This is a genomic window from Lutimaribacter saemankumensis (assembly GCF_900100005.1).
Classification (GTDB): domain Bacteria; phylum Pseudomonadota; class Alphaproteobacteria; order Rhodobacterales; family Rhodobacteraceae; genus Lutimaribacter; species Lutimaribacter saemankumensis.
The window spans coordinates 175,357-194,155 of the sequence record NZ_FNEB01000002.1 but is presented as its reverse complement, the minus strand read 5'-3'; the positions used below and the strand labels follow the sequence as shown (position 1 = coordinate 194,155).

The 18,799-nt window shown below is 66.2% G+C and carries 18 protein-coding genes; 12 read left to right on the top strand and 6 right to left on the bottom strand.

Translation table 11 applies throughout. The annotated features are described in order from the left end of the window. Nucleotides 1–11 precede the first annotated feature (11 nt). The 4 genes from rapZ to BLT50_RS05570 all read left to right on the top strand — a co-directional run bounded on the left by rapZ (nucleotide 12) and on the right by BLT50_RS05570 (nucleotide 2,546). Nucleotides 12–941 carry an RNase adapter RapZ gene (rapZ, locus tag BLT50_RS05585; protein WP_090027398.1) on the top strand — a complete coding sequence of 310 codons (930 nt, stop codon included), beginning with the start codon at nucleotides 12–14 and terminating at the stop codon, nucleotides 939–941. 3 nt (nucleotides 942–944) lie between these two features. Beyond that, nucleotides 945–1,337: a PTS sugar transporter subunit IIA gene (locus BLT50_RS05580; RefSeq protein WP_090027397.1), complete on the top strand. Its 393-nt coding sequence runs from the start codon at nucleotides 945–947 to the stop codon at nucleotides 1,335–1,337. Between the two features lie 8 nt (nucleotides 1,338–1,345). Next, on the top strand, nucleotides 1,346–1,624 hold the full coding sequence (locus tag BLT50_RS05575; RefSeq protein WP_090027396.1) for an HPr family phosphocarrier protein: 279 nt from the start codon (nucleotides 1,346–1,348) through the stop codon (nucleotides 1,622–1,624). A 70-nt stretch (nucleotides 1,625–1,694) separates the two neighbouring features. Next, nucleotides 1,695–2,546: a lysophospholipid acyltransferase family protein gene (locus tag BLT50_RS05570; RefSeq protein ID WP_090027946.1), complete on the top strand. Its 852-nt coding sequence runs from the start codon at nucleotides 1,695–1,697 to the stop codon at nucleotides 2,544–2,546. A gap of 279 nt (nucleotides 2,547–2,825) precedes the next feature. Here BLT50_RS05570 and guaD read toward each other — a convergent pair whose 3' ends face one another. After that, nucleotides 2,826–4,127: a guanine deaminase gene (gene guaD, locus BLT50_RS05565; RefSeq protein ID WP_090027395.1), complete on the bottom strand. Its 1,302-nt coding sequence runs from the start codon at nucleotides 4,125–4,127 to the stop codon at nucleotides 2,826–2,828. Between the two features lie 120 nt (nucleotides 4,128–4,247). Here guaD and mgtE point away from each other — a divergent pair, with 120 nt between their 5' ends. The 4 genes from mgtE (at nucleotide 4,248) to BLT50_RS05545 (ending at nucleotide 10,171) form a co-directional block, all read left to right on the top strand. After that, nucleotides 4,248–5,639: a magnesium transporter gene (mgtE, locus tag BLT50_RS05560; protein ID WP_090027394.1), complete on the top strand. Its 1,392-nt coding sequence runs from the start codon at nucleotides 4,248–4,250 to the stop codon at nucleotides 5,637–5,639. Next, nucleotides 5,636–6,196 carry a 5-formyltetrahydrofolate cyclo-ligase gene (locus tag BLT50_RS05555; RefSeq protein WP_090027393.1) on the top strand — a complete coding sequence of 187 codons (561 nt, stop codon included), beginning with the start codon at nucleotides 5,636–5,638 and terminating at the stop codon, nucleotides 6,194–6,196. The genes mgtE and BLT50_RS05555 overlap by 4 nt, the downstream gene beginning before the upstream one ends. Nucleotides 6,197–6,261: 65 nt before the next feature. Then, nucleotides 6,262–7,527: a diaminopimelate decarboxylase gene (gene lysA / locus BLT50_RS05550; protein WP_090027392.1), complete on the top strand. Its 1,266-nt coding sequence runs from the start codon at nucleotides 6,262–6,264 to the stop codon at nucleotides 7,525–7,527. A gap of 34 nt (nucleotides 7,528–7,561) precedes the next feature. Further along, on the top strand, nucleotides 7,562–10,171 hold the full coding sequence (locus tag BLT50_RS05545; RefSeq protein WP_090027391.1) for a TIGR02302 family protein: 2,610 nt from the start codon (nucleotides 7,562–7,564) through the stop codon (nucleotides 10,169–10,171). Nucleotides 10,172–10,174: 3 nt separating this feature from the next. Here the strand turns inward: BLT50_RS05545 and BLT50_RS05540 are convergent, their stop codons facing one another. After that, the gene (locus tag BLT50_RS05540; protein ID WP_090027390.1) at nucleotides 10,175–11,227 is read right to left on the bottom strand and encodes a zinc-ribbon domain-containing protein; all 1,053 of its coding nucleotides are present in this window, start codon (nucleotides 11,225–11,227) and stop codon (nucleotides 10,175–10,177) included. Nucleotides 11,228–11,389: 162 nt separating this feature from the next. Here BLT50_RS05540 and BLT50_RS05535 point away from each other — a divergent pair, with 162 nt between their 5' ends. The 4 genes from BLT50_RS05535 to BLT50_RS05520 are packed head-to-tail and all read left to right on the top strand — an operon-like array spanning nucleotide 11,390 to nucleotide 14,306. Then, the gene (locus tag BLT50_RS05535; protein ID WP_090027945.1) at nucleotides 11,390–12,067 is read left to right on the top strand and encodes a cell division ATP-binding protein FtsE; all 678 of its coding nucleotides are present in this window, start codon (nucleotides 11,390–11,392) and stop codon (nucleotides 12,065–12,067) included. Between the two features lie 59 nt (nucleotides 12,068–12,126). Next, nucleotides 12,127–12,972 carry a cell division protein FtsX gene (locus tag BLT50_RS05530; protein ID WP_090027944.1) on the top strand — a complete coding sequence of 282 codons (846 nt, stop codon included), beginning with the start codon at nucleotides 12,127–12,129 and terminating at the stop codon, nucleotides 12,970–12,972. Beyond that, on the top strand, nucleotides 12,972–13,700 hold the full coding sequence (locus BLT50_RS05525; RefSeq protein WP_090027389.1) for a lysophospholipid acyltransferase family protein: 729 nt from the start codon (nucleotides 12,972–12,974) through the stop codon (nucleotides 13,698–13,700). Before BLT50_RS05530 ends, BLT50_RS05525 begins: the two co-directional genes overlap by 1 nt. Before the next feature lie 3 nt (nucleotides 13,701–13,703). Next, a complete protein-coding gene (locus BLT50_RS05520; protein ID WP_090027388.1) occupies nucleotides 13,704–14,306 on the top strand; it encodes a pyridoxamine 5'-phosphate oxidase family protein in 603 nt (200 codons plus the stop codon). Nucleotides 14,307–14,375: 69 nt separating this feature from the next. On the opposite strand, the gene lpdA is transcribed toward BLT50_RS05520, so the two are convergent. The 4 genes from lpdA to odhB form a co-directional block, all read right to left on the bottom strand. After that, complete coding sequence (gene lpdA, locus BLT50_RS05515; RefSeq protein WP_090027387.1) at nucleotides 14,376–15,764, bottom strand: dihydrolipoyl dehydrogenase; 1,389 nt, start codon at nucleotides 15,762–15,764, stop codon at nucleotides 14,376–14,378. A gap of 89 nt (nucleotides 15,765–15,853) precedes the next feature. Further along, a complete protein-coding gene (locus BLT50_RS05510) occupies nucleotides 15,854–16,243 on the bottom strand; it encodes an MAPEG family protein (RefSeq protein WP_090027386.1) in 390 nt (129 codons plus the stop codon). Then, nucleotides 16,240–17,178 carry a glycosyltransferase family 2 protein gene (locus BLT50_RS05505; RefSeq protein WP_175491403.1) on the bottom strand — a complete coding sequence of 313 codons (939 nt, stop codon included), beginning with the start codon at nucleotides 17,176–17,178 and terminating at the stop codon, nucleotides 16,240–16,242. Before BLT50_RS05505 ends, BLT50_RS05510 begins: the two co-directional genes overlap by 4 nt. Before the next feature lie 87 nt (nucleotides 17,179–17,265). Next, on the bottom strand, nucleotides 17,266–18,798 hold the full coding sequence (odhB, locus tag BLT50_RS05500) for a 2-oxoglutarate dehydrogenase complex dihydrolipoyllysine-residue succinyltransferase (RefSeq protein WP_090027382.1): 1,533 nt from the start codon (nucleotides 18,796–18,798) through the stop codon (nucleotides 17,266–17,268). Nucleotide 18,799 lies beyond the last annotated feature (1 nt).

Here is an 18,799-nt window from a genome sequence, read left to right as displayed (position 1 = left end):
AGACCGCGACCTTGACCCAGACCCCCGATGATATCCGCACCGGCCACCGCGTGATCCTGGTCACCGGGCCGTCGGGGGCCGGGCGGTCGACGGCGATCAACGTTCTCGAGGACATGGGATTCGAGGCGATCGACAACCTCCCGCTTTCGTTGCTGCCCCGCCTGCTCGACGGCCCGCCGGGCGCGCGTCCGCTGGCGCTTGGTCTGGATACGCGCAATCGCGATTTTTCCACAAATGCCCTGATCGAAACGATCGACCGGCTCGAAGAATGGCCGGGGATTGCCGCCGACCTGCTGTATCTCGACTGCACGGATGAAGAATTGCACCACCGCTTTTCGGCCACGCGCCGCCGTCACCCGATGGCGCCCGCCGACAGCCCGGATGTGGGCATCGCGCTGGAAAAGGATCTGCTGGGTCCGATCCGGGCGCGCGCCGACATCCTCATCGATACCACGGGATTGACGCCGCACCAGTTGCGCGACGAACTGCACGGGCTGCTGAACCCCCGCACCGGTGCGCATATGGCGGTGACGATCAATTCGTTTTCCTACAAGCGCGGGCTTCCGCGCGGCGTCGACATGGTGTTCGACGGCCGGTTTCTGCGGAACCCGTATTGGGTGCCCGGCTTGCGCTCGGGCGACGGTCGCGACAGCGCCGTGGCCGAATACATCCAGGGCGACCCGCGCTTTGCGCCGTTCTTTGAACAGGTGCGGGAACTGGCCTTGTTGCTGCTGCCGGCCTATCTGGAAGAGGGCAAGGCGCATTTCGCGATCGGCTTTGGCTGCTCGGGCGGGCAACACCGGTCGGTTGCTCTGGCGGAAATGCTCGGCAAGGCCCTTGCGGAAGAGGGCTGGCAGGTGTCAATAAGGCACCGGGAACTGGAACGGCGGCAGCCGGCGCAAGGGGATGGCGCAGGCGGCCCGGCTGACAAGGACAAGTAACGCGTGATCGGGATCGTCATTGTCGCGCATGGTGGATTGGCGCGGGAATATCTTGCAGCCGTGGAACATGTCGTGGGCGAACAGCCCGGCATGCGCGCCATCGCGATTGAGGCAAACCACGACCGTGATGCCAAGAAAACCGAGATCGCCCAGGCCGCTGACGAGGTGGATCGCGGCGATGGCGTTGTGGTGGTGACCGACATGTTCGGCGGCTCGCCGTCGAATCTGAGCCTTCCCGCCTGCGAAGCGTCGGGGCGGCGGATACTTTACGGGGCGAACCTGCCGATGCTGATCAAGTTGGCGAAAAGCCGCCATCTGCCGCTGGGGGATGCCGTGCGCGCTGCGACCGAAGCGGGACGCAAGTACATCGACAGCCAGAACATATCAAAAGACTAGGGGCGCCCATGTCGGACAGTGTTGAACGCACTCTGGAAATCGTGAACGAAAAAGGCCTGCATGCGCGCGCTTCGGCGAAACTGGTCGAGGTCGTCGAAGGGTTCGATGCGACCGCAGAAGTCAGCCGCGACGGCATGTCCGCCAGCGGCGACAGCATCATGGGGCTTTTGATGTTGGCAGCGTCGAAGGGAAGCACTATTGACGTGCGCACATCCGGCCCGGATGCCGAGGCGCTTGCCGATGCGCTGGAAGCCTTGGTAAAAGACCGGTTCGGCGAAGACATGTAGCCCCCGCATGCCCGGGGGCGCAGGCGAGGGTGGCGCAGGCCAAGTGGTGGACAGCATACAAAACCGGGCGATGCCGCACGAGACCGGCGACGTGGTCTATAACACGTATGACCGTCGCAGCCTGACCTATGCCAACAGTTTCGACAGCCCGCTGACGGCCACCATCATTCGCGCGATGGAATGGATGACGGGCAAGATCACCATCCTGCGCCGTATCCGCGAATTCGAGCGCCGTGGCGCGCCGACGGGGCAGGCTTTCTGGCCGGCGACGATGGATGTCATGGGGATCGACCTGCAGACGCCGGACGACCAGTTGGATCGTATCCCCGAAACCGGGCCGGTGATTTTCGTCGCGAACCATCCGCATGGGCTGGTCGACGGGATGATCCTTGCCGACCTGATCGGCCGGCGCCGCAACGACTACCGCATCCTGACGCGGTCGTTGCTGACCGGAATCGACGAAAGCGCCGCGTCCTACATGATTCCGGTGCCGTTCCCGCATCAGCCGGATGCCCAGGAAAAGATGATCGAAATGCGCGCCCGCGCGATGGATCACCTGGCGCAGGGCGGGCTGGTGGCGCTGTTTCCGTCAGGGGTGGTGGCGACGTCGAAAACCATGTTCGGCCCTGTGATCGAGGCCGAGTGGAACGTCTTTACCGCCAAGATGATCCGGCGGTCGGGCGCGACGGTCGTGCCGTGTTTCTTTCCCGGTGCGAATTCCCGCTGGTACCACATGGCGAACCGCATTTCGCCGATCCTGCGGCAGGGGCTTTTGTTGCATGAGGTCGTGCACAGTTTCGACAAGCCGCAAGCGCCGGTGATCGGTCATCCGATCAGCCCCGAGGAATGCGCCGAGCGTGGGCGCGACCCGCGGGCCTTCATGGCGTGGCTGCGCGAGCATACCCTGAGCTTGCGCGACTGAGGCCGGTTTCGGATCGGCTGCGCCGATCCGACCGGTTGGGGGGCGTTGCCCCCCAAACCCCCCAGAGTATTTGAGGCAAGATGAAGGTTAATCGCGCGGTTCGGGGCTGAAACCGCGCGATTCCTGACGAAAGGTTACGCCATTTCGCGCGGTTTCGTGCCTGTGCCGCGCGGTTCCTGACAAAGGGTTAACGCGATATAGGGCAATTTACGGCCACGACGCGCGATTTGACGCGGAATCCGCCGTGACCGCGCGGTCTTGCCCTGAAACCGCGCGGTGTTAACCTTTTGCGCGGGCGACCGCCTGACCGGCCAGGTAGGTCGCCGCGATGGCGCGGTCGTCGCCCATCATAATGGTGGGAAAGAGCGCCTCCCACAGGTCGTCCGCCCGGGCCGTGCGTTGGGCGATGGCCGGCGTCGAGGCGAGATCGATTACCGCGAGGTCGGCCTCCATCCCCGGCGCGAGGTTGCCGATGCGGTCCTGCATCCGCAGCGCGCGGGCGGAGCCGGCGGTCGCCAGCCACCACAGCTGTGCCGGGTGCAGCGCGTGGCCGCGCAGCTGGGCGATCTCGTAGGCGGCGGCCATTGTGCGCAGCATGGAAAAGCTGCTGCCGCCGCCGGTATCGGTGGCCAGCCCGATGCGTTGACCCTCGGAGGTCAGCCCGGCCATGTCGAAAAGCCCTGATCCGATGAAGGTGTTGGATGTCGGGCAATGGATCAGCGCGGCGCCGGTTTCGGCCAGCCGGGCACGTTCGCGCGGCTCCAGGTGGATGGCGTGGCCATAGAGCCCGCCCGGACCCAGCAGGCCATGCGCCTCGTAGGTGTCGAGATAGTCGCGCGCCTGCGGGTAGAGCGATTTCACCCAGGCGATCTCGTCAAGCTGCTCGGACAGGTGGGTCTGCATCAGGCAGTCGGGATGTTCGGCCCAGAGCGCGCCGAGCGCCGAAAGCTGTTCGGGCGTCGAGGTGGGCGAAAAGCGCGGCGTGATGACATAGGACAGCCGCCCCTGCCCGTGCCATTTTTCGAGCAGCGCCTTGCTGTCGTCATAGGCCGATTGCGCGGTGTCGCGCAGGGTGTCGGGCGCGTTGCGGTCCATGCAGGTCTTGCCCGCCGCGATGCGCATCCCGCGGGCCTGCGCCGCATCGAAGAGCGCATCGACGCTGGCGGGGTGGATGGTGCAATAGCTGGCGACGGTGGTGGTGCCATTCGCAAGGATCAGGTCGAGATAGCGCCCGGCGATATCTGCGGCATAGCCGGAATCGCCGAACCGCGATTCTTCGGGGAAGGTATAGGTGTTGAGCCAGTCGATCAGCCGCTTGCCCCAACTGGCGATGATCGCGGTCTGCGGGTAATGCGCGTGGGCATCGACGAAGCCGGCGGAAATCAGCGCCTGCCCGTGGTCGATCACGCGTGCCCCGGGGTGCGCTTTGCGCAGATCGGCACCGTCGCCGACGGCTGCGATCCGCCCGTTTTCGATCAGGACGCCGCCATGCGTGCTGTGCCGCGCGGCTTGCGGACATTCGGTCATCGGATCGCCGGCAAACGCGAGGGTCTGCCCCAGGAGTAGTGTCTTTTCGCTCATTGCCGTCCCCTTGTGCCCGCGCGATCCTACTGTGCCGCAAAGGGGCCGTAAATTGCCGCTGGCCATTGTTTTGCGCCGGTGCAATCGGATATGAGGGGGCAAGTCGGAACGGGGGCGCGCATGACCGAGCAGGATACAGAAATCGAAGAGCGCCCCGAGGCCGAGGAAGAAGCCTATCTTCTCGACAAGAAGACGGTCGCGGCGATTCTGTATGCGGTCGACGTGGGGGATGCGGCCGCGCTGACCGAGCTGATGGAGCCGTTGCACGCGGCTGACATCGCCGACCTTCTGGAACAGATCAACACCTATGACCGCCGGCGCCTGATCGAACTTTACGGCAAGGAATTCGACGGCGACATCCTGTCGGAACTCGATGAATCGATCCGCGAGGAAGTGATCGCGATCCTGAACCCCGCGGTTCTGGCCGACGCCGTGCGCGAACTGGACAGCGACGACGTGGTCGACTTGCTGGAGGATCTGGACGAGCCGCAGCAAGAGGCGATTCTGGGCGCGCTGGAAGAGCCTGAGCGAGCCGCCGTCACCCAGGCGCTGAGCTACCCCGAATATTCCGCCGGGCGCCTGATGCAGCGCGAGGTCGTCGCCGCGCCCGAGCATTGGACGGTGGGCGATGCGATCGATTTCCTGCGCAGCCACGAAGACCTGCCCGACCAGTTCTATCACGTGGTGCTGGTCGATCCGCGGATGCACCCGGTGGGCAACGTGACACTGGGCAAGATCATGCGGTCGCGGCGGGACGTGAAGCTGGCCGACATCACCGAGGATATCTTCAAGGTGATCCCGGTCGACCAGTACGAAGGCGACGTGGCCTATGCGTTCAACCAGTATCACCTGATCTCGGCGCCGGTGGTGGACGAAAACGGACGGCTGGTGGGCCAGATCACCATCGACGACGCGATGGCGGTTCTGGACGAGGAACACGAGGAAGACATCCTGCGCCTCGCCGGTGTGGGGGAGGGCAGCCTGACCGACCGGGTGATCGAAACGACGAAGGGCCGGTTTCCGTGGCTGGCGGTGAACCTGGTGACGGCGGTCCTGGCCTCGCTTGTGATCGCGCAGTTCGAGGATGCGATCGCGCAGGTGGTGGCGCTGGCGGTTCTGATGCCCATCGTGGCGTCGATGGGCGGCAATGCGGGCACACAGTCGCTGACGGTGGCGGTGCGTGCGCTGGCCACCAAGGACTTGACCGGATCGAACGTTTGGCGGGTCATCCGGCGAGAGGTGCTGGTGGGGCTGGTCAATGGCGTGGTGTTCGCCGTGGTTATGGGGATCGTCGGGCTGGTCTGGTTCGGATCGCCCACGCTGGGCTATGTCATCGCGGCGGCGATGGTCATCAACCTTGTGGTGGCAGGTTTGGCGGGAACGGTGATTCCGGTGCTGCTGGACCGGCTGGGGGTCGATCCGGCGCTGGCCTCGGGGGCATTCGTGACGACGGTGACCGATGTGGTCGGCTTTTTCGCCTTCCTCGGGCTTGCCGTGCTGTGGCTGCTATGAGCGCGCTGGAAGAAGCCAAAGCCGCCGCGCGCAACGCGGCGTTCGCCCGGCGCAAGGCCGCGCATGACGCTGCGCGGGGCGATGCCTGTGGCTATCTGAGCGAGGTTCTTGCCGGGTATCGCGGTGTGCCGCTGGCCGGCTACATGGCGATGCGCACCGAGATAGATCCGCTTCCCGCGATGGAAGAGGCCGCGGCACATGGCGTGGTGGGGGTGCCGGTGATACAGGGCAAGGGGCTGCCGCTGCGGTTCTCGCGCTGGGAGCCGGGCTGCGCGCTGCGCGACGGGCCTTTCGGCGCGAAGGTGCCGCAGGCCGATGAGTGGATCGAGCCCGAAATCCTGATCGTGCCGCTGGTCGCGTTTTCGCGCGCTGGCGGAAGGCTGGGTTATGGTGGCGGGTTCTACGACCGCACGCTGGAGCGGTTGCGCGCGCATCATGCGACCTTCGCCATCGGCTTTGCCTACTCCGCGCAGGAGGACGCAGAGTTGCCGCTGGAGCCGACCGACCAGCCGCTGGACCTGATCGTGACCGAACGCGGGATCATCACGCCGGGCTGAGATTCCTGTTTCGTTGCGGTCCGTAAGGCCTTATGACGCGGGCGGACCGAAGGGGACGCAAGCGCATGGACCATTTCCTGTATCGCGACGGCGCGCTGTACGCCGAAGACGTGCCGGTGGCCGAGATCGCCGCCGCCGTGGGCACGCCGTTCTATTGCTATTCCACAGCCACGCTGTCGCGCCATTTCCGGCTGTTCGACGAGGCGCTGGAAGGCACGGACCACCTTGTGTGCTATGCCATGAAGGCCGCCAGCAACCAGGCGATCCTGCGCACCCTTGCCGATCTGGGCGCGGGAATGGACGTGGTGTCGGGCGGCGAATATGCCCGCGCGCGCGCGGCGGGCGTTCCGGGCGAAAAGATCGTCTTTTCCGGCGTCGGCAAGACCCGCGACGAGATGCGCATGGCGCTGGAAGGCGGGATTCGCCAGTTCAATGTCGAATCCGAGCCCGAATTGCAGGCGTTGAGCGAGGTCGCGCTGTCGCTGGGCGTGGTGGCGCCGATCACCGTGCGGGTGAACCCTGATGTGGACGCGAAGACCCATGAAAAGATTTCCACCGGAAAGGCCGAGAACAAGTTCGGCATCCCGATCAGCCGCGCGCGGGCGGTCTATGCCCATGCCGCCAGCCTGCCGGGCATCAAGGTGGTGGGCATCGACGTGCATATCGGCAGCCAGCTGACCGACCTCGAACCCTATCGCGCGGCCTATCGCAAGGTTGCCGAGCTGACCGAGGCGCTGCGCGCCGACGGGCACGAGATCACCCGGCTGGACCTGGGCGGCGGCTTGGGCATTCCCTATACCCGCGACAACACCGCGCCGCCGCTGCCGGTGGAATACGGCCAGATGGTCAAGGAAGAGCTGGCGCATCTGGGCTGCGAGATCGAGATCGAGCCGGGCCGCCTGATCGCGGGCAACGCGGGCATCATGGTCAGTCGCGTGATCTATGTGAAATCGGGCCAGGACCGCGATTTCCTGATTCTCGACGGGGCGATGAACGACCTGATCCGCCCTGCGATGTATGACGCGCATCACGACATCATCCCGGTGATCGAGCCCGCCGCCGCGACCGAGCCGGAGCTTTACGACGTGGTGGGCCCGGTCTGCGAAAGCGGCGATACCTTCGCCAAGCGGCGCGCCCTGCCGCCGATGGCCGAGGGAGACCTCGTGGCGTTCCGCAGCGCGGGTGCCTACGGCGCGGTCATGTCGAGCGAGTACAACACCCGCCCGCTGATCCCCGAGGTTCTGGTGAAGGGCGATCAATTCGCGGTTATCCGCCGACGTCCGACCTTTGACGAAATGATAAACCGCGATACCATTCCTGAATGGCTGTGACGTGATTGGCGTGTCACGGCCCGGGAAAGGGCGCATGACCGACACCGGACAGCAAGGCAACTGGACGAAACTCCGCCGCTCTTTGGCGCTGACATGGGCCGGCCTCTGGGCTGAGCGCATTACGCACGCGTTCTGGCCGGTCTGGACCGTACTGTTCGTTTGCATCGCCGCCCTGATGCTGGGCCTGCATGACAGCGCCCCTGTCGAAGCGGTCTGGGCGGCAATCGTTGCCGCCGGCGCGGCCTTGGCGTGGTACCTGTACCGTGGCATCCGGGCCTTCCGCATCCCGCGCCGGATGGAGGCGCTGGCGCGCATGGACGCGCGCCTGCCGGGCCGTCCCATCAGTGCCTTGCTGGACAAGCCCGCAATCGGCGCGGACGATCCTGCCTCGGTCGCGCTGTGGCGGGCGCACCAGGCGCGCGCGGCTGCCGTGGCGCGTAAGGCGCGCGCCGTCGAACCCGATCTGCGGGTGTCGCGCAAAGACCCGTTCGCCCTGCGCTATGTCGCGGTTCTGGGTTTGGCCGTGGCCGTTCTGTTCGGGTCGATCCTGCGGGTCGGCACCGTCACGCAGATGACCCCGGGAACGGGCCAGGCGCTGGCGACCGGCCCCGCCTGGGAAGGCTGGATCGAACCGCCCGCCTATACCGGGCTGCCCACGCTTTACATGGCCGATATCGACGCCAACCGGATCGAGGTGCCGCAAGATGCGCGCGTGATCCTGCGGTTTTACGGCAAGGTCGGCGAATTGACGTTGGCCGAAACCGTGTCGGGCCGCACCGGAGAGGTGCCGCCCGCGTCAGAACCCGAACAGGAATTCACTATCTCGCAATCCGGCACGCTGGCCGTCAACGGCCCCGGCGGGCGGGAATGGCAGATCGCGATGCGCCCCGATGGCGCGCCCTCAATCGAGATCACGGGCGAGCCGGAAACATCGGTGGACGGGCAGATGACCCTGCCGTTCACCGCGCGCGACGATTACGGCGTGATCGGCGGCACCGCGACGATCGAACTGGATCTTGCGGCGGTCGACCGCCGTCACGGCCTGAGCGCCGAGCCTGAAACGCGCCCCGCGATCGAAATTCCTGTGCCGCTGCCGATCACGGGCAACCGCGCCGAGTTCGAGGAACGTCTGGTCGACAATTTCTCGCAGCATCCCTGGGCGCATCTGCCCGTGCGGTTGAGCGTGACGGTCGAGGATGCCTCGGGGTTGACCGGGCAGGCGCAGCCCAAGCTGATGAACCTGCCGGCGCGGCGGTTTTTCGACCCGATGGCCGCGGCGATCGTCGAACAGCGGCGCGACCTGTTGTGGACGCGCGACAATGGTCGGCGCGTGGCGCAAATCCTGCGCACGCTGAGCCATCGCCCGGAAGAGGGCGTTTTCAAGCGCGAAACCGATTACCTGCGGCTGCGCACGATCATCCGGTCGCTCGAGGCGAACCTTGTGCACGGGCTGAGTGTCGAAAAGCAGGACGAGATCGCACAGGCGCTTTGGGATCTGGCCGTCGAACTGGAGGACGGCGATCTTGAAGACGCACTGGAGCGTCTGCGCCAGGCCCAGGAAAGGTTGCAGCAGGCCATGAAGAATGGCGCCAGCGACGAGGAGATCGCCCGCCTGATGCAGGAATTGCGCGATGCGACCCGCGATTACATGCGCCAGCTTGCCCAGCAGTCGCAGCGCGAGAACGAGCAGGCGCAGCAGAATGGCGACCCGATGCCCAACGACAGCATGACCATGACGCAGGACGACCTGCAGCGCATGATGGACCGCATTCAGGAGCTGATGGAGCAGGGCCGGATGGCAGAGGCGCAGCAGGCCTTGGAGGAACTGCAGCGCATGCTCGAGAACATGCAGGTCACCCAAGGCCAGGGGCAGGGGCAGCAATCGCCCGGCCAGCAGGCCATGGAAGGGCTTGCCGAAACCCTGCGCGATCAGCAGGGCCTGTCGGATCAGGCGTTCCGCGACCTGCAGGAACAGTTCAACCCCGGTGCCAACCAGGGCCAGCAGCAAGGCCAGCAGCCCGGACAGCCCGGTCAGGGGCAGCCCGGCCAGCAGCAGGGTCAACAGGGCCAGCAAGGCCAGGGTCAGGAGGGTCAGGGCCAGCAACAGGCACAACCCGGACAAGGGCAAGGCGAAGGTCAGGGGTTGGAGCAATCGCTGGCCGACCGTCAGCGCGCCCTGCGTCAGGAACTGGACCGGCAGCGCGGGCAATTGCCGGGCGTCGGCGGCGAGGCGGGCGAAGCCGCGCGTGAGGCGCTGGACCGTGCCGGCCGCGCGATGGACGGGGCCGAAGACGCGCTGCGCGACGACGACTTGCCCGAGGCGATCGACCGCCAGGCCGAGGCTATGGACGCGCTGCGCGACGGTATCCGCAACCTCGGCGAGGCGCTGGCCGAGGAACAGCGCCAGCAACAGGGCGGCGACAACACCCAGATGAGCGATGCGCAGGGCGCGCAGCGCGACCCGCTGGGGCGGAACCCCGGATCGCGCGGGCAAAGCCTGGATACCGGGGACGAAATGCTGCAGGGCGAGGACGTCTATCGCCGCGCGCGCGAACTGCTGGATGAAATCCGCCGCCGTTCAGGCGATACCGAACGGTCCGAGGAAGAGCGTGACTACCTCAAGCGTCTGCTGGAGCGGTTCTGACGTTCAACCCTGGTCCGACATGCTGTCGAGCCAGCCAAGCACCCCGCGCAACTGTTCGTCGATCCACAGACGCAGGCCGTTCATGACCTCGACATAGGCGGCGAGCGGACCGCGCAGGGCGGGCACCATCTCGGCCAGACGCGGCGCCAGGACATAGAGCGCGATCGCCAGCACCATCAGCAGAACCACGATAGAAAACCCGCGGCGGAACCCGCCGGGGCGGGTTTCCGGCGCTGCGGCGGGCGCGGGGCCCGGTGTCTCGTGATCGCCGGCGGCAGAGGCGGGGCGCCGGTCCGAGGTGGACCGCAGGGTCGAGTTGATTTCGTCGATGTCGGGCAGAAGATCGCGGCGCGATGCGGCGGCTTCCGCCGCGGCCGCGCTCATCGCGGCGGCCTCGGCCTCCTGGCGGGTATCGGCGTCGGCTGGTGCCGGTTCGCCACGGAGCCGCGCCATGCGTTCCTGTGCCTCGCGCTGGCGGCGGGTGAATTCGTCCTCGTCCGACTGGGTCAGGCCAAGCTCGGGCTGGGTTTCCAGACCGCCACGTTCGGCGGCGCGCTGGCGGGCCTCGCGCTCGGCCTCTTCGCGCAGAAGGTCGGCGACATTGGGGTCGAGGTTGCGGCGCGGTTCGGTCGCGGCGGGGGCCTCTTCGTCCCAGCTTTCGTAATCGTCTTCGTAGTCTTCCACGGGCGGGGCCGGTACGTCCTGGGCCGGGGTCACGTCCTGTGTTTCCCAAGGCGGCGTGACTTCGCCTTCTTCGTCTTCGTCCCAAGTGTCGTTGGCTTCGGGGCGCAGGTCATCTGACAGCGGCAGGTCGTCGTCCGCCTCGTCCCATATCGGGCGCGTGTCGGGCGGTGCCGCTGGCTCGTCCATCGTGTCGTCGAAGTCGTCCTGTGCCGGGGCCTCTTCGAGGTCTTCGGCCAGGCCGGGATCCTGATCGGGATGCACCTGGAACCAGGTATGACCGCAATTGGAACATTGAACGTCGCGACCGCCCTGAGGGATCACGTCATCCGGTACTTCGTATTGTGCGCCGCAGTTCGGGCAAACCAGTCGCATCCTGCCCCCTCTTGCCCCCTTGGGTTGGCTTTCTGCCGTCTGCGGCCACTATATGTGGCATTGCGGCATCCGAAAAGTGTAAACAGAGACTTGCGCGCGCCTGCATCCCGATTGCAACTGTGGCCGGTGTCGTGCAGAACAGGCCAAAAGGGGGCTGGCGCGGTGATCGAGCTGGATAACGTTGCCATGAGTTATGGCGGTGGTGAGTTGCTGAGTGAGATCTCTCTGCAGCTTGCGCCGGGGTCGTTCCATTTCCTGACCGGACCCTCCGGGGCGGGCAAGACGACATTTCTCAAGCTGTGTTATGCCGCGCTGATGCCCACGGCGGGACAGGTTCGTCTGTTCGGCACGGATGTACGCACGATGGACCGCGACGACATCGCATTGGCACGCCGCCGGATCGGCGTCGTGCACCAGGATGTGCAGTTTCTCGATCACCTGCCGGTCGCCGACAACGTGGCCTTGCCGTTGACGGTTTCGGGGCGCGATACGCTGGACGAGTCGGTCAACCTGCGCGAATTGCTGTCCTGGGTCGGGCTGAAGGCGCGCGCCGATGCCCTGCCCCCCGAATTGTCCGGCGGTGAGCGCCAGCGCGCTGCGCTGGCCCGCGCGGTCATCATGTCGCCCGACGTGATCCTGGCGGATGAGCCAACGGGCAATATCGACTGGGAAATGTCGCAACGTCTGCTGCAGTTGCTGGTCGAGCTGAACCGCATGGGCAAGACGATCATGATCGCGACCCACGACCTGAACCTCATTCGTGCGGCCAAGGGCCAGGTGCAGGCCCGTGTGCTGCGCATCGCCGGACGGCGGCTGCAACTGGCGGGGGCAGACCTGTGACCCGCCCCGACCTGACCCAGATTGCCGAATTCATCGTGGGCGACGTGCAGGCCGACCGAATGGTGCCGCCCACTGGCATCACGGCACGGCTGACGCTGCTGAGCGCGGCGGCGATGGCGTTTCTGGCGGTGTTCGCGTTGGCGCTGTCGGTGGCCACCGGCCGCATGGCCGACCGGTGGGGCGATGAGCTGGCGCGGTCGTCGACGCTGCGCATCTCGGCACCGGCCGACCAGATCGACGCGCAGACGCAGGCCGCGCTGCGCGTGCTGGAGCAGACGCCCGGCGTGGCCAGCGCCCGCGCGCTGAGCGACGAAGAGCAGCGCGCCCTGCTGGAGCCATGGTTCGGGCCCGACCTGCCAGTGGAAACCCTGCCCATTCCGCAGCTGATCGAGGTGACCGAGACCCCGGACGGCTACGATGCGCAGGGCCTGCGGTTGCGCCTGTCGGCCGAGGTGCCCGGCGCGGTCCTGGATGATCACACACGCTGGCGGCGTCCCCTGGTCGATGCGGCATCGCGGCTGCGGCTGCTGGGATGGGTGTCGATCCTGCTGATTTTCGGAACCATGGCGGCGATGATCACGCTAGCCGCCAATGCGGCGCTTGCCGCGAACGCGCAGGTGATCGCGGTGCTGCGGCTGGTCGGCGCGCGCGACAGCTATATCGCCAAGGCGTTTGTCCGCCGCTACACGCTGCGGACACTGGGCGGGGCGGCTGTCGGGGTGGCCGTGGGGATTGCGGCGATCCTGTTGCTGCCGTCGGCGCAGACGGCGGGCGGTTTCCTGACCGGTCTGGGCTTTGGCGGTGCGGGATGGCTGTTGCCGCTGGTGATCCCGCCGCTTGCTGCATTGGTGGCCTTCGTGGCGACACACATGGCCGCCGCCCGCACCCTGAGGGATTTGCCGTGATGTCCTGGCAATGGATCAAGTCGCTGGTCTATGTGGTGCAGGTGTACATCGCGATGGGCGTGCTGGGCATCGTGTTCCTGCCCTGGGCCGCGCTGAGCCCGCGCGGCGCGCGGGCGGCCTGCCAGACCTATGCGGGCTACGCCCTGTGGAGCGCGCGCTGGATGCTGGGCCTGCGCCACGAAGTGCGCGGGGACGTGCCCACCGACGAGGTGCTTATCGCCGCGAAACACCAGAGTTTCCTGGATATCCTGATCATCTTCTACTACGCGCCGGTGGCGAAGTTCATCATGAAGCGCGAGTTGCTGTGGACGCCGGTGATCGGTCTTTACGCCTGGCGACTGGGCTGCGTGCCGGTCGATCGCGGCAAGCGCGGCGCGGCGATCGCCAAGATGATCGAGGATGTTGAAAAGGGCCGCGCCCAGCCCGGACAGTTGATCATCTATTCGCAAGGCACGCGGGTGAAACCCGGCGTGCGCGCGCCCTACAAGGTGGGCACGGCGGTTCTGTACGAACAACTCGGCCAGCCCTGCGTGCCGGCGGCGACGAATGCCGGCGTTCTGTGGCCGCGCAAGGGCATCCTGCGCAAGCCGGGCCTCGCGGTGGTCGAATTCCTGCCCCGGATCGAGCCGGGCATGGCGCGCGGCGCGTTCATGGCGCATCTCGAGCGCGAGGTAGAGGCGCATTCGGACAAGCTGATGCGCGAAGCGGGCTTCGAGCCCGGGGAGTGACCGATGCAGACAATCGACGATGTCGAAACGCTGGAGGCGCTTTACGGCACCCCCGGCGATGCCGCGCTGCGCAAGGTGGCGCGCCGGATGACCCCGGCCTACCGCCGCTGGATCGCGGCGTCGCGGTTCTGCGTGCTGGCGACCGTCGGCCCCGAAGGCACCGATGCCAGCCCGCGCGGCGATGATGGCCCCGTGGTGGCCGAACTGGACCCGGGCACGCTGGCGATGCCGGACTGGCGCGGGAACAACCGATTGGATTCGTTGCGCAACATCGTGCGCGACGGGCGCGTGGCGCTGATGTTCATGGTGCCGGGCGAGGCGACTGTGGTGCGCGTGAACGGGCGCGCGGTGCTGACGGACGATGCGGAATTGCGCGCTCGGTTCGAGCAGAAAGGCCGTCAGCCCGCCTGCGTGATCGTGATCGAGATCGCGGAAATCTATTCGCAATGCCCCAAATCGATGATCCGGTCCGGCCTCTGGTCGCGCGACGATGGCGCCTCCGTGCCTAGCCTGGGCGATATCCTGGCGGAAATGACCGGGGGCGATATCGACGCGCGGGATTGGGACAAGACCTATCCCGCGCGTGCCTTGCAGACCTTGTGGTAGGCGCTCATCAACCCCTTGGGGCCTTTTCGCGAAGAAAGCCCGCGAGGGCTTGATGAGCGCCCTGACATATCAGGCGTGGATCGGGCCGTCGCCGCAGGCCAGGGCCGCTTCGCGCACCGCCTCGGAGAAGGTCGGGTGCGCGTGGCAGGTCAGCGCCAGATCCTCGGCGCTGGCACCGAATTCCATCGCGACGCAGACCTCGTGGATCAGGTCACCCGCCGCCGGGCCGATGATATGTGCGCCCAGGATGCGGTCGGTTTCCTTGTCGGCCAGGATCTTGACGAACCCATCGCCGGCAAAGACCGCCTTGGCGCGGCCGTTGCCCATGAACGAGAATTTGCCCACCTTGTAGGCGCGGCCTGCCTCTTTCAGCTGTTCCTCGGTCTGGCCGACGCTGGCCACCTCGGGATGGGTGTAGATCACGCTGGGGATCACGTTGTAGTTCACATGCCCCGCCTTGCCGGCGATGACCTCGGCCACGGCCATGCCTTCGTCTTCGGCCTTGTGGGCCAGCATCGGGCCCTCGATGGCGTCGCCGATGGCATAGATACCGGGGACGTTCGTCGCCCACTGCTTGTCGGTGCGGATCACGCCGCGATCGGTCATTTCGACGCCGAGCGCCTGCAGGCCCAGCCCGTCGGTATAGGCCTTGCGCCCCGTCGCGACCAGCACGACATCGGCATCGACGGTGTGTTCGCTGTCATCCTTGCGCAGCTTGTAGGTGACCTTGGCCTTTGTCTTGGTCGCCTCGACGCCCTGAACGGCGGCGCCCAGGGTGAAATTCAGCCCCTGTTTCTTGAGCAGGCGCTGGAAGCCCTTGGAAACCTCGCCGTCCATCGTCGGCGTGATCTTGTCGAGGAATTCGATCACCTCGACCTGCGAGCCGAGGCGCGCATAGACCGAGCCGAGTTCCAGCCCGATGACGCCGGCGCCGATCACCACCAGTTTTTTCGGCACCTTGGACAGCTCGAGCGCGCCGGTCGAGGACACGACCACCTTTTCGTCGATCTCGACATTGGGGATGCTGCTGGGTTCCGAACCAGAGGCGACGATGATGTTCTTGGCGTCGTGAACCTCGTCGCCGACCTTGACCTTGCCGGCTTCGGGGATCGAACCCCAGCCCTTGATCCAGTCGATCTTGTTCTTCTTGAACAGGAACTCGATCCCCTTGGTGTTCTGGCCGATCACGTCGTCCTTGTAGGTGAGCATCTGTTTCCAGTCGACGCTGGGCGCCTTGCCCTTGAGGCCCATGGCGGCAAAGTTGTGTTCGGCCTCGTGCAGTTGATGGGAGGCGTGCAAAAGCGCCTTGGACGGGATGCAGCCCACGTTGAGGCAGGTGCCGCCCAGCGTATCGCGCCCTTCGACGCAGGCGGTTTTCAGGCCCAACTGCGCGCAGCGGATGGCCGCGACATAGCCGCCGGGGCCCGAGCCGATTACGATCACGTCATAAGATGCCATGTGTCAGATCCTTTTGTTTGAGCGGGGAGGGGGCGCTGCCCCCGCCGGCCCCTGGCCGGCCCCCCGGAGGTATTTGAGGCAAGATGAAGTTACATGAGCGGCATCACCAGCATGGCGAGCGTGGCGAGAAACCCCACGAACCAGATCAGCGAGCGCCACGGGCTGAGCCCGAAGACATAGGCCGGCACGTAAAGGACGCGCGCGCCCAGATAGACCCAGGCCGCCATTTGCGTGATCGCGTTCGAGCGGTCCGAGAGTGTCACGACGACCACGGCGATGGTGAACAGGATCAGCCCTTCGAAATGGTTGGTGAGCGCACGCTGCAACCGGCCGGCCGCCCCGGTGAGCTGTCGCGGCTCGTCGCGTGGCGACATCGCGTAGCGCGGCCCGACCTGGCGGTTGGCGGTGATGGAGTAGGCCGCGAATTGCAGCGCCTGCAGAAGGGCGGCCAGGGAAAGTGCGGTCAGCTCGGCGGTCATGCGGCCCCCTTTCGGCGCGTCCAGCGCGCGCGGTTTTCCGGTGTCAGGACGGCTGCGCGGCGGGCGATGAACCAGTCCTGGCAGATGCGTTCGGCGCGGGCTGTTTCGGGGTCCGCGCGCCAATCGGCCAATTGCGCGCGCAGGGCGGGCAGGCGCGGTGCGGCGCTGCTGTCGGGCACGTCGTTGCGGTTGGCGGCACGGTGCCAGTTCGAACCGAGGTGATATTTCGTTTCGTCCTGCTTGCCCTGCCCGTCGCCGCGGTCGTTCTTGAGCAGGAACACGTCCTGCGACCGGATGGCGTAGTGGTTGATCCGCGCCGAGCGGGCGGCGCAGGCCACGTCATGCGGGCGGAAACGGCTGGATTTCTTCTGGTAGAGCGAGCTGTTCGACAGCGTCGCGCCATCCGGCGTGCGCACCTGCGGGTCATCCACTTGGGGATCGAGCGGGTTGTGATCGGTGGCGCGGGCAAAGCTGGCAACGCGAAACAGGCACTTGAACTTGGTCACGCCGGGCTCGGGCGCGGGTTCGGCCAGGGTGTTGCGTTGCGTCACCAGATCGCCGGGCTGCCATTCGGTCACGCCGCTGTCACCGAAATTGCGCCACGGGATCGGCACCACATCTGCGTCGGCCGTGCACGCGTGCAGATCGGCAAGCGTGCCGTCAAGCACGAGGAACTCGTCGCTGTCGATATGCAGAACATGGCTGATGCCCGCATCGCGGCAGGCGGCCAGGACGTGATCCATGCCCGCGTCCTGCGGGGCGGCACCGGCCGGCACCTTTTGGCGGATATGGGTCAGAATGCCGTGCGCGGCCAGGCGGTCGAGCAGGTCGTCCGACCCATCGGTGCACTCGTTGCTGACGACGAATATGCGGTCGAACCCCAGCGCCGCGTGCCAGGCAAGCCATTCCAGCACGAAGATGCCTTCGTTGCGCATGCAGGCGGCGAGGGCTGTGCGGGGAGGGGTCATGCAATCGGCCGGGGTTGAAGCAGGCCGGACACAAGGCCCGGCCCGCGGTTCAGATCAGAGATCCATCAGCAGGCGGCGCGGATCCTCGAGCGCTTCTTTCACCCGCACGAGGAAAGTGACCGCGCCCTTGCCGTCGACGATGCGGTGATCGTAGCTGAGCGCGAGGTACATCATCGGGCGGATCTTGATTTCGCCGTTGATGACCATCGGGCGGTCCTGGATCTTGTGCATGCCGAGGATACCCGATTGCGGTGGGTTCAGGATCGGCGAGGACATGAGCGAGCCGTAGACGCCACCGTTCGAGATGGTGAAGGTGCCGCCCTGCATTTCCGCCATGCTGAGCTTGCCGTCGCGGGCGCGGCGGCCCTTTTCGGCGATTTCCTTTTCGAGATCGGCAAAGGATTTCTGGTCGGCGTCACGGATCACCGGCACAACAAGGCCTTGCGGCGTGCCAGCGGCGATGCCCATGTGCACGAAGTTCTTGTACACGATGTCGGTGCCGTCGATTTCGGCGTTGACCTCGGGCACCTCTTTCAGGGCATGGCAGCAGGCCTTGGTGAAGAAGGACATGAAGCCCAGGCGCGCGCCGTGTTTCTTTTCGAACAGATCCTTGTACTCGTTGCGCAGCGCCATGACCTCGGTCATGTCGACCTCGTTATAGGTGGTCAGGATCGCGGCGGTGTTCTGCGCGTCCTTGAGGCGGCGGGCGATGGTCTGGCGCAGGCGGGTCATCTTGACCCGTTCCTCGCGCGCGGCATCTTCGGCGGCAACAGGGGCGCGGGGCGCCTGCGCGGGGGCCGCGGGCTGCGGTGCAGAGCTTCCGGCGGACACGGCCTTGGCCACGTCTTCCTTCATCACGCGGCCATCGCGGCCCGAACCCTGCACCTGGTCGCGGCTGATGCCGGCCTCGGCCATCGCCTTTTTGGCGCTGGGCGCGTCTTCGACATCGCGGCTGCCATTGCCGGCTGCCGGCGTCTGGTAGGCTTCGCCATGGGCGCCTTCCTGTTCCGCCTTGGGCGCGGCAGCAGGGGCGTCACCGCCCGAGATCACCGCCAGTTGGGCGCTGGCATCCACGGTGGTGCCTTCGCCCGCGATGATCTTCGTCAGCGTGCCGGACGCCGGGGCCGGAACCTCGATCGAGACCTTGTCGGTTTCCAGTTCGCACAGCATTTCGTCCTGCGCGACGCTGTCGCCTTCTTTCTTGAACCACGTGCTGACGGTCGCCTCGGTCACGGATTCGCCCAGCGAGGGGACCATGACCTTGACCTCGTCACCGCCGGACTTGGCCGGGGCGCTGGTGGCCTGCGCGGATTTCGCGGCCGGGGCTTCCTTTTTCGGGGCGGCGGCCGCGCCTTCGGTGATCGTGGCCAGCAGCGCGTCGACACCGACGGTTTCGCCTTCCTTGGCGACGATTTCGCCAAGGGTGCCAGCGGCGGGGCTGGGCACCTCGACGGTCACCTTGTCGGTTTCCAGCTCGCACAGCATTTCGTCGGCGGCGACGCTGTCACCGGGTTTCTTGAACCACGTTGCGACCGTTGCTTCGGTCACGGATTCGCCAAGTGTGGGAACGCGGACTTCTGTCGTCATT

Bases quoted from the DNA above. Each gene is read 5' to 3' on its own strand.
- BLT50_RS05575 (WP_090027396.1), top strand. From the start codon at position 1,346: ATGTCGGACAGTGTTGAACGCACTCTGGAAATCGTGAACGAAAAAGGC.
- BLT50_RS05570 (WP_090027946.1), top strand. From the start codon at position 1,695: ATGCCGCACGAGACCGGCGACGTGGTCTATAACACGTATGACCGTCGC.
- guaD (WP_090027395.1), bottom strand. From the start codon at position 4,127: ATGAGCGAAAAGACACTACTCCTGGGGCAGACCCTCGCGTTTGCCGGC.
- mgtE (WP_090027394.1), top strand. From the start codon at position 4,248: ATGACCGAGCAGGATACAGAAATCGAAGAGCGCCCCGAGGCCGAGGAA.
- BLT50_RS05555 (WP_090027393.1), top strand. From the start codon at position 5,636: ATGAGCGCGCTGGAAGAAGCCAAAGCCGCCGCGCGCAACGCGGCGTTC.
- lysA (WP_090027392.1), top strand. From the start codon at position 6,262: ATGGACCATTTCCTGTATCGCGACGGCGCGCTGTACGCCGAAGACGTG.
- BLT50_RS05545 (WP_090027391.1), top strand. From the start codon at position 7,562: ATGACCGACACCGGACAGCAAGGCAACTGGACGAAACTCCGCCGCTCT.
- BLT50_RS05540 (WP_090027390.1), bottom strand. From the start codon at position 11,227: ATGCGACTGGTTTGCCCGAACTGCGGCGCACAATACGAAGTACCGGAT.
- BLT50_RS05530 (WP_090027944.1), top strand. From the start codon at position 12,127: ATGGTGCCGCCCACTGGCATCACGGCACGGCTGACGCTGCTGAGCGCG.
- BLT50_RS05525 (WP_090027389.1), top strand. From the start codon at position 12,972: ATGTCCTGGCAATGGATCAAGTCGCTGGTCTATGTGGTGCAGGTGTAC.
- BLT50_RS05520 (WP_090027388.1), top strand. From the start codon at position 13,704: ATGCAGACAATCGACGATGTCGAAACGCTGGAGGCGCTTTACGGCACC.
- lpdA (WP_090027387.1), bottom strand. From the start codon at position 15,764: ATGGCATCTTATGACGTGATCGTAATCGGCTCGGGCCCCGGCGGCTAT.
- BLT50_RS05510 (WP_090027386.1), bottom strand. From the start codon at position 16,243: ATGACCGCCGAGCTGACCGCACTTTCCCTGGCCGCCCTTCTGCAGGCG.
- BLT50_RS05505 (WP_175491403.1), bottom strand. From the start codon at position 17,178: ATGCGCAACGAAGGCATCTTCGTGCTGGAATGGCTTGCCTGGCACGCG.
- odhB (WP_090027382.1), bottom strand. From the start codon at position 18,798: ATGACGACAGAAGTCCGCGTTCCCACACTTGGCGAATCCGTGACCGAA.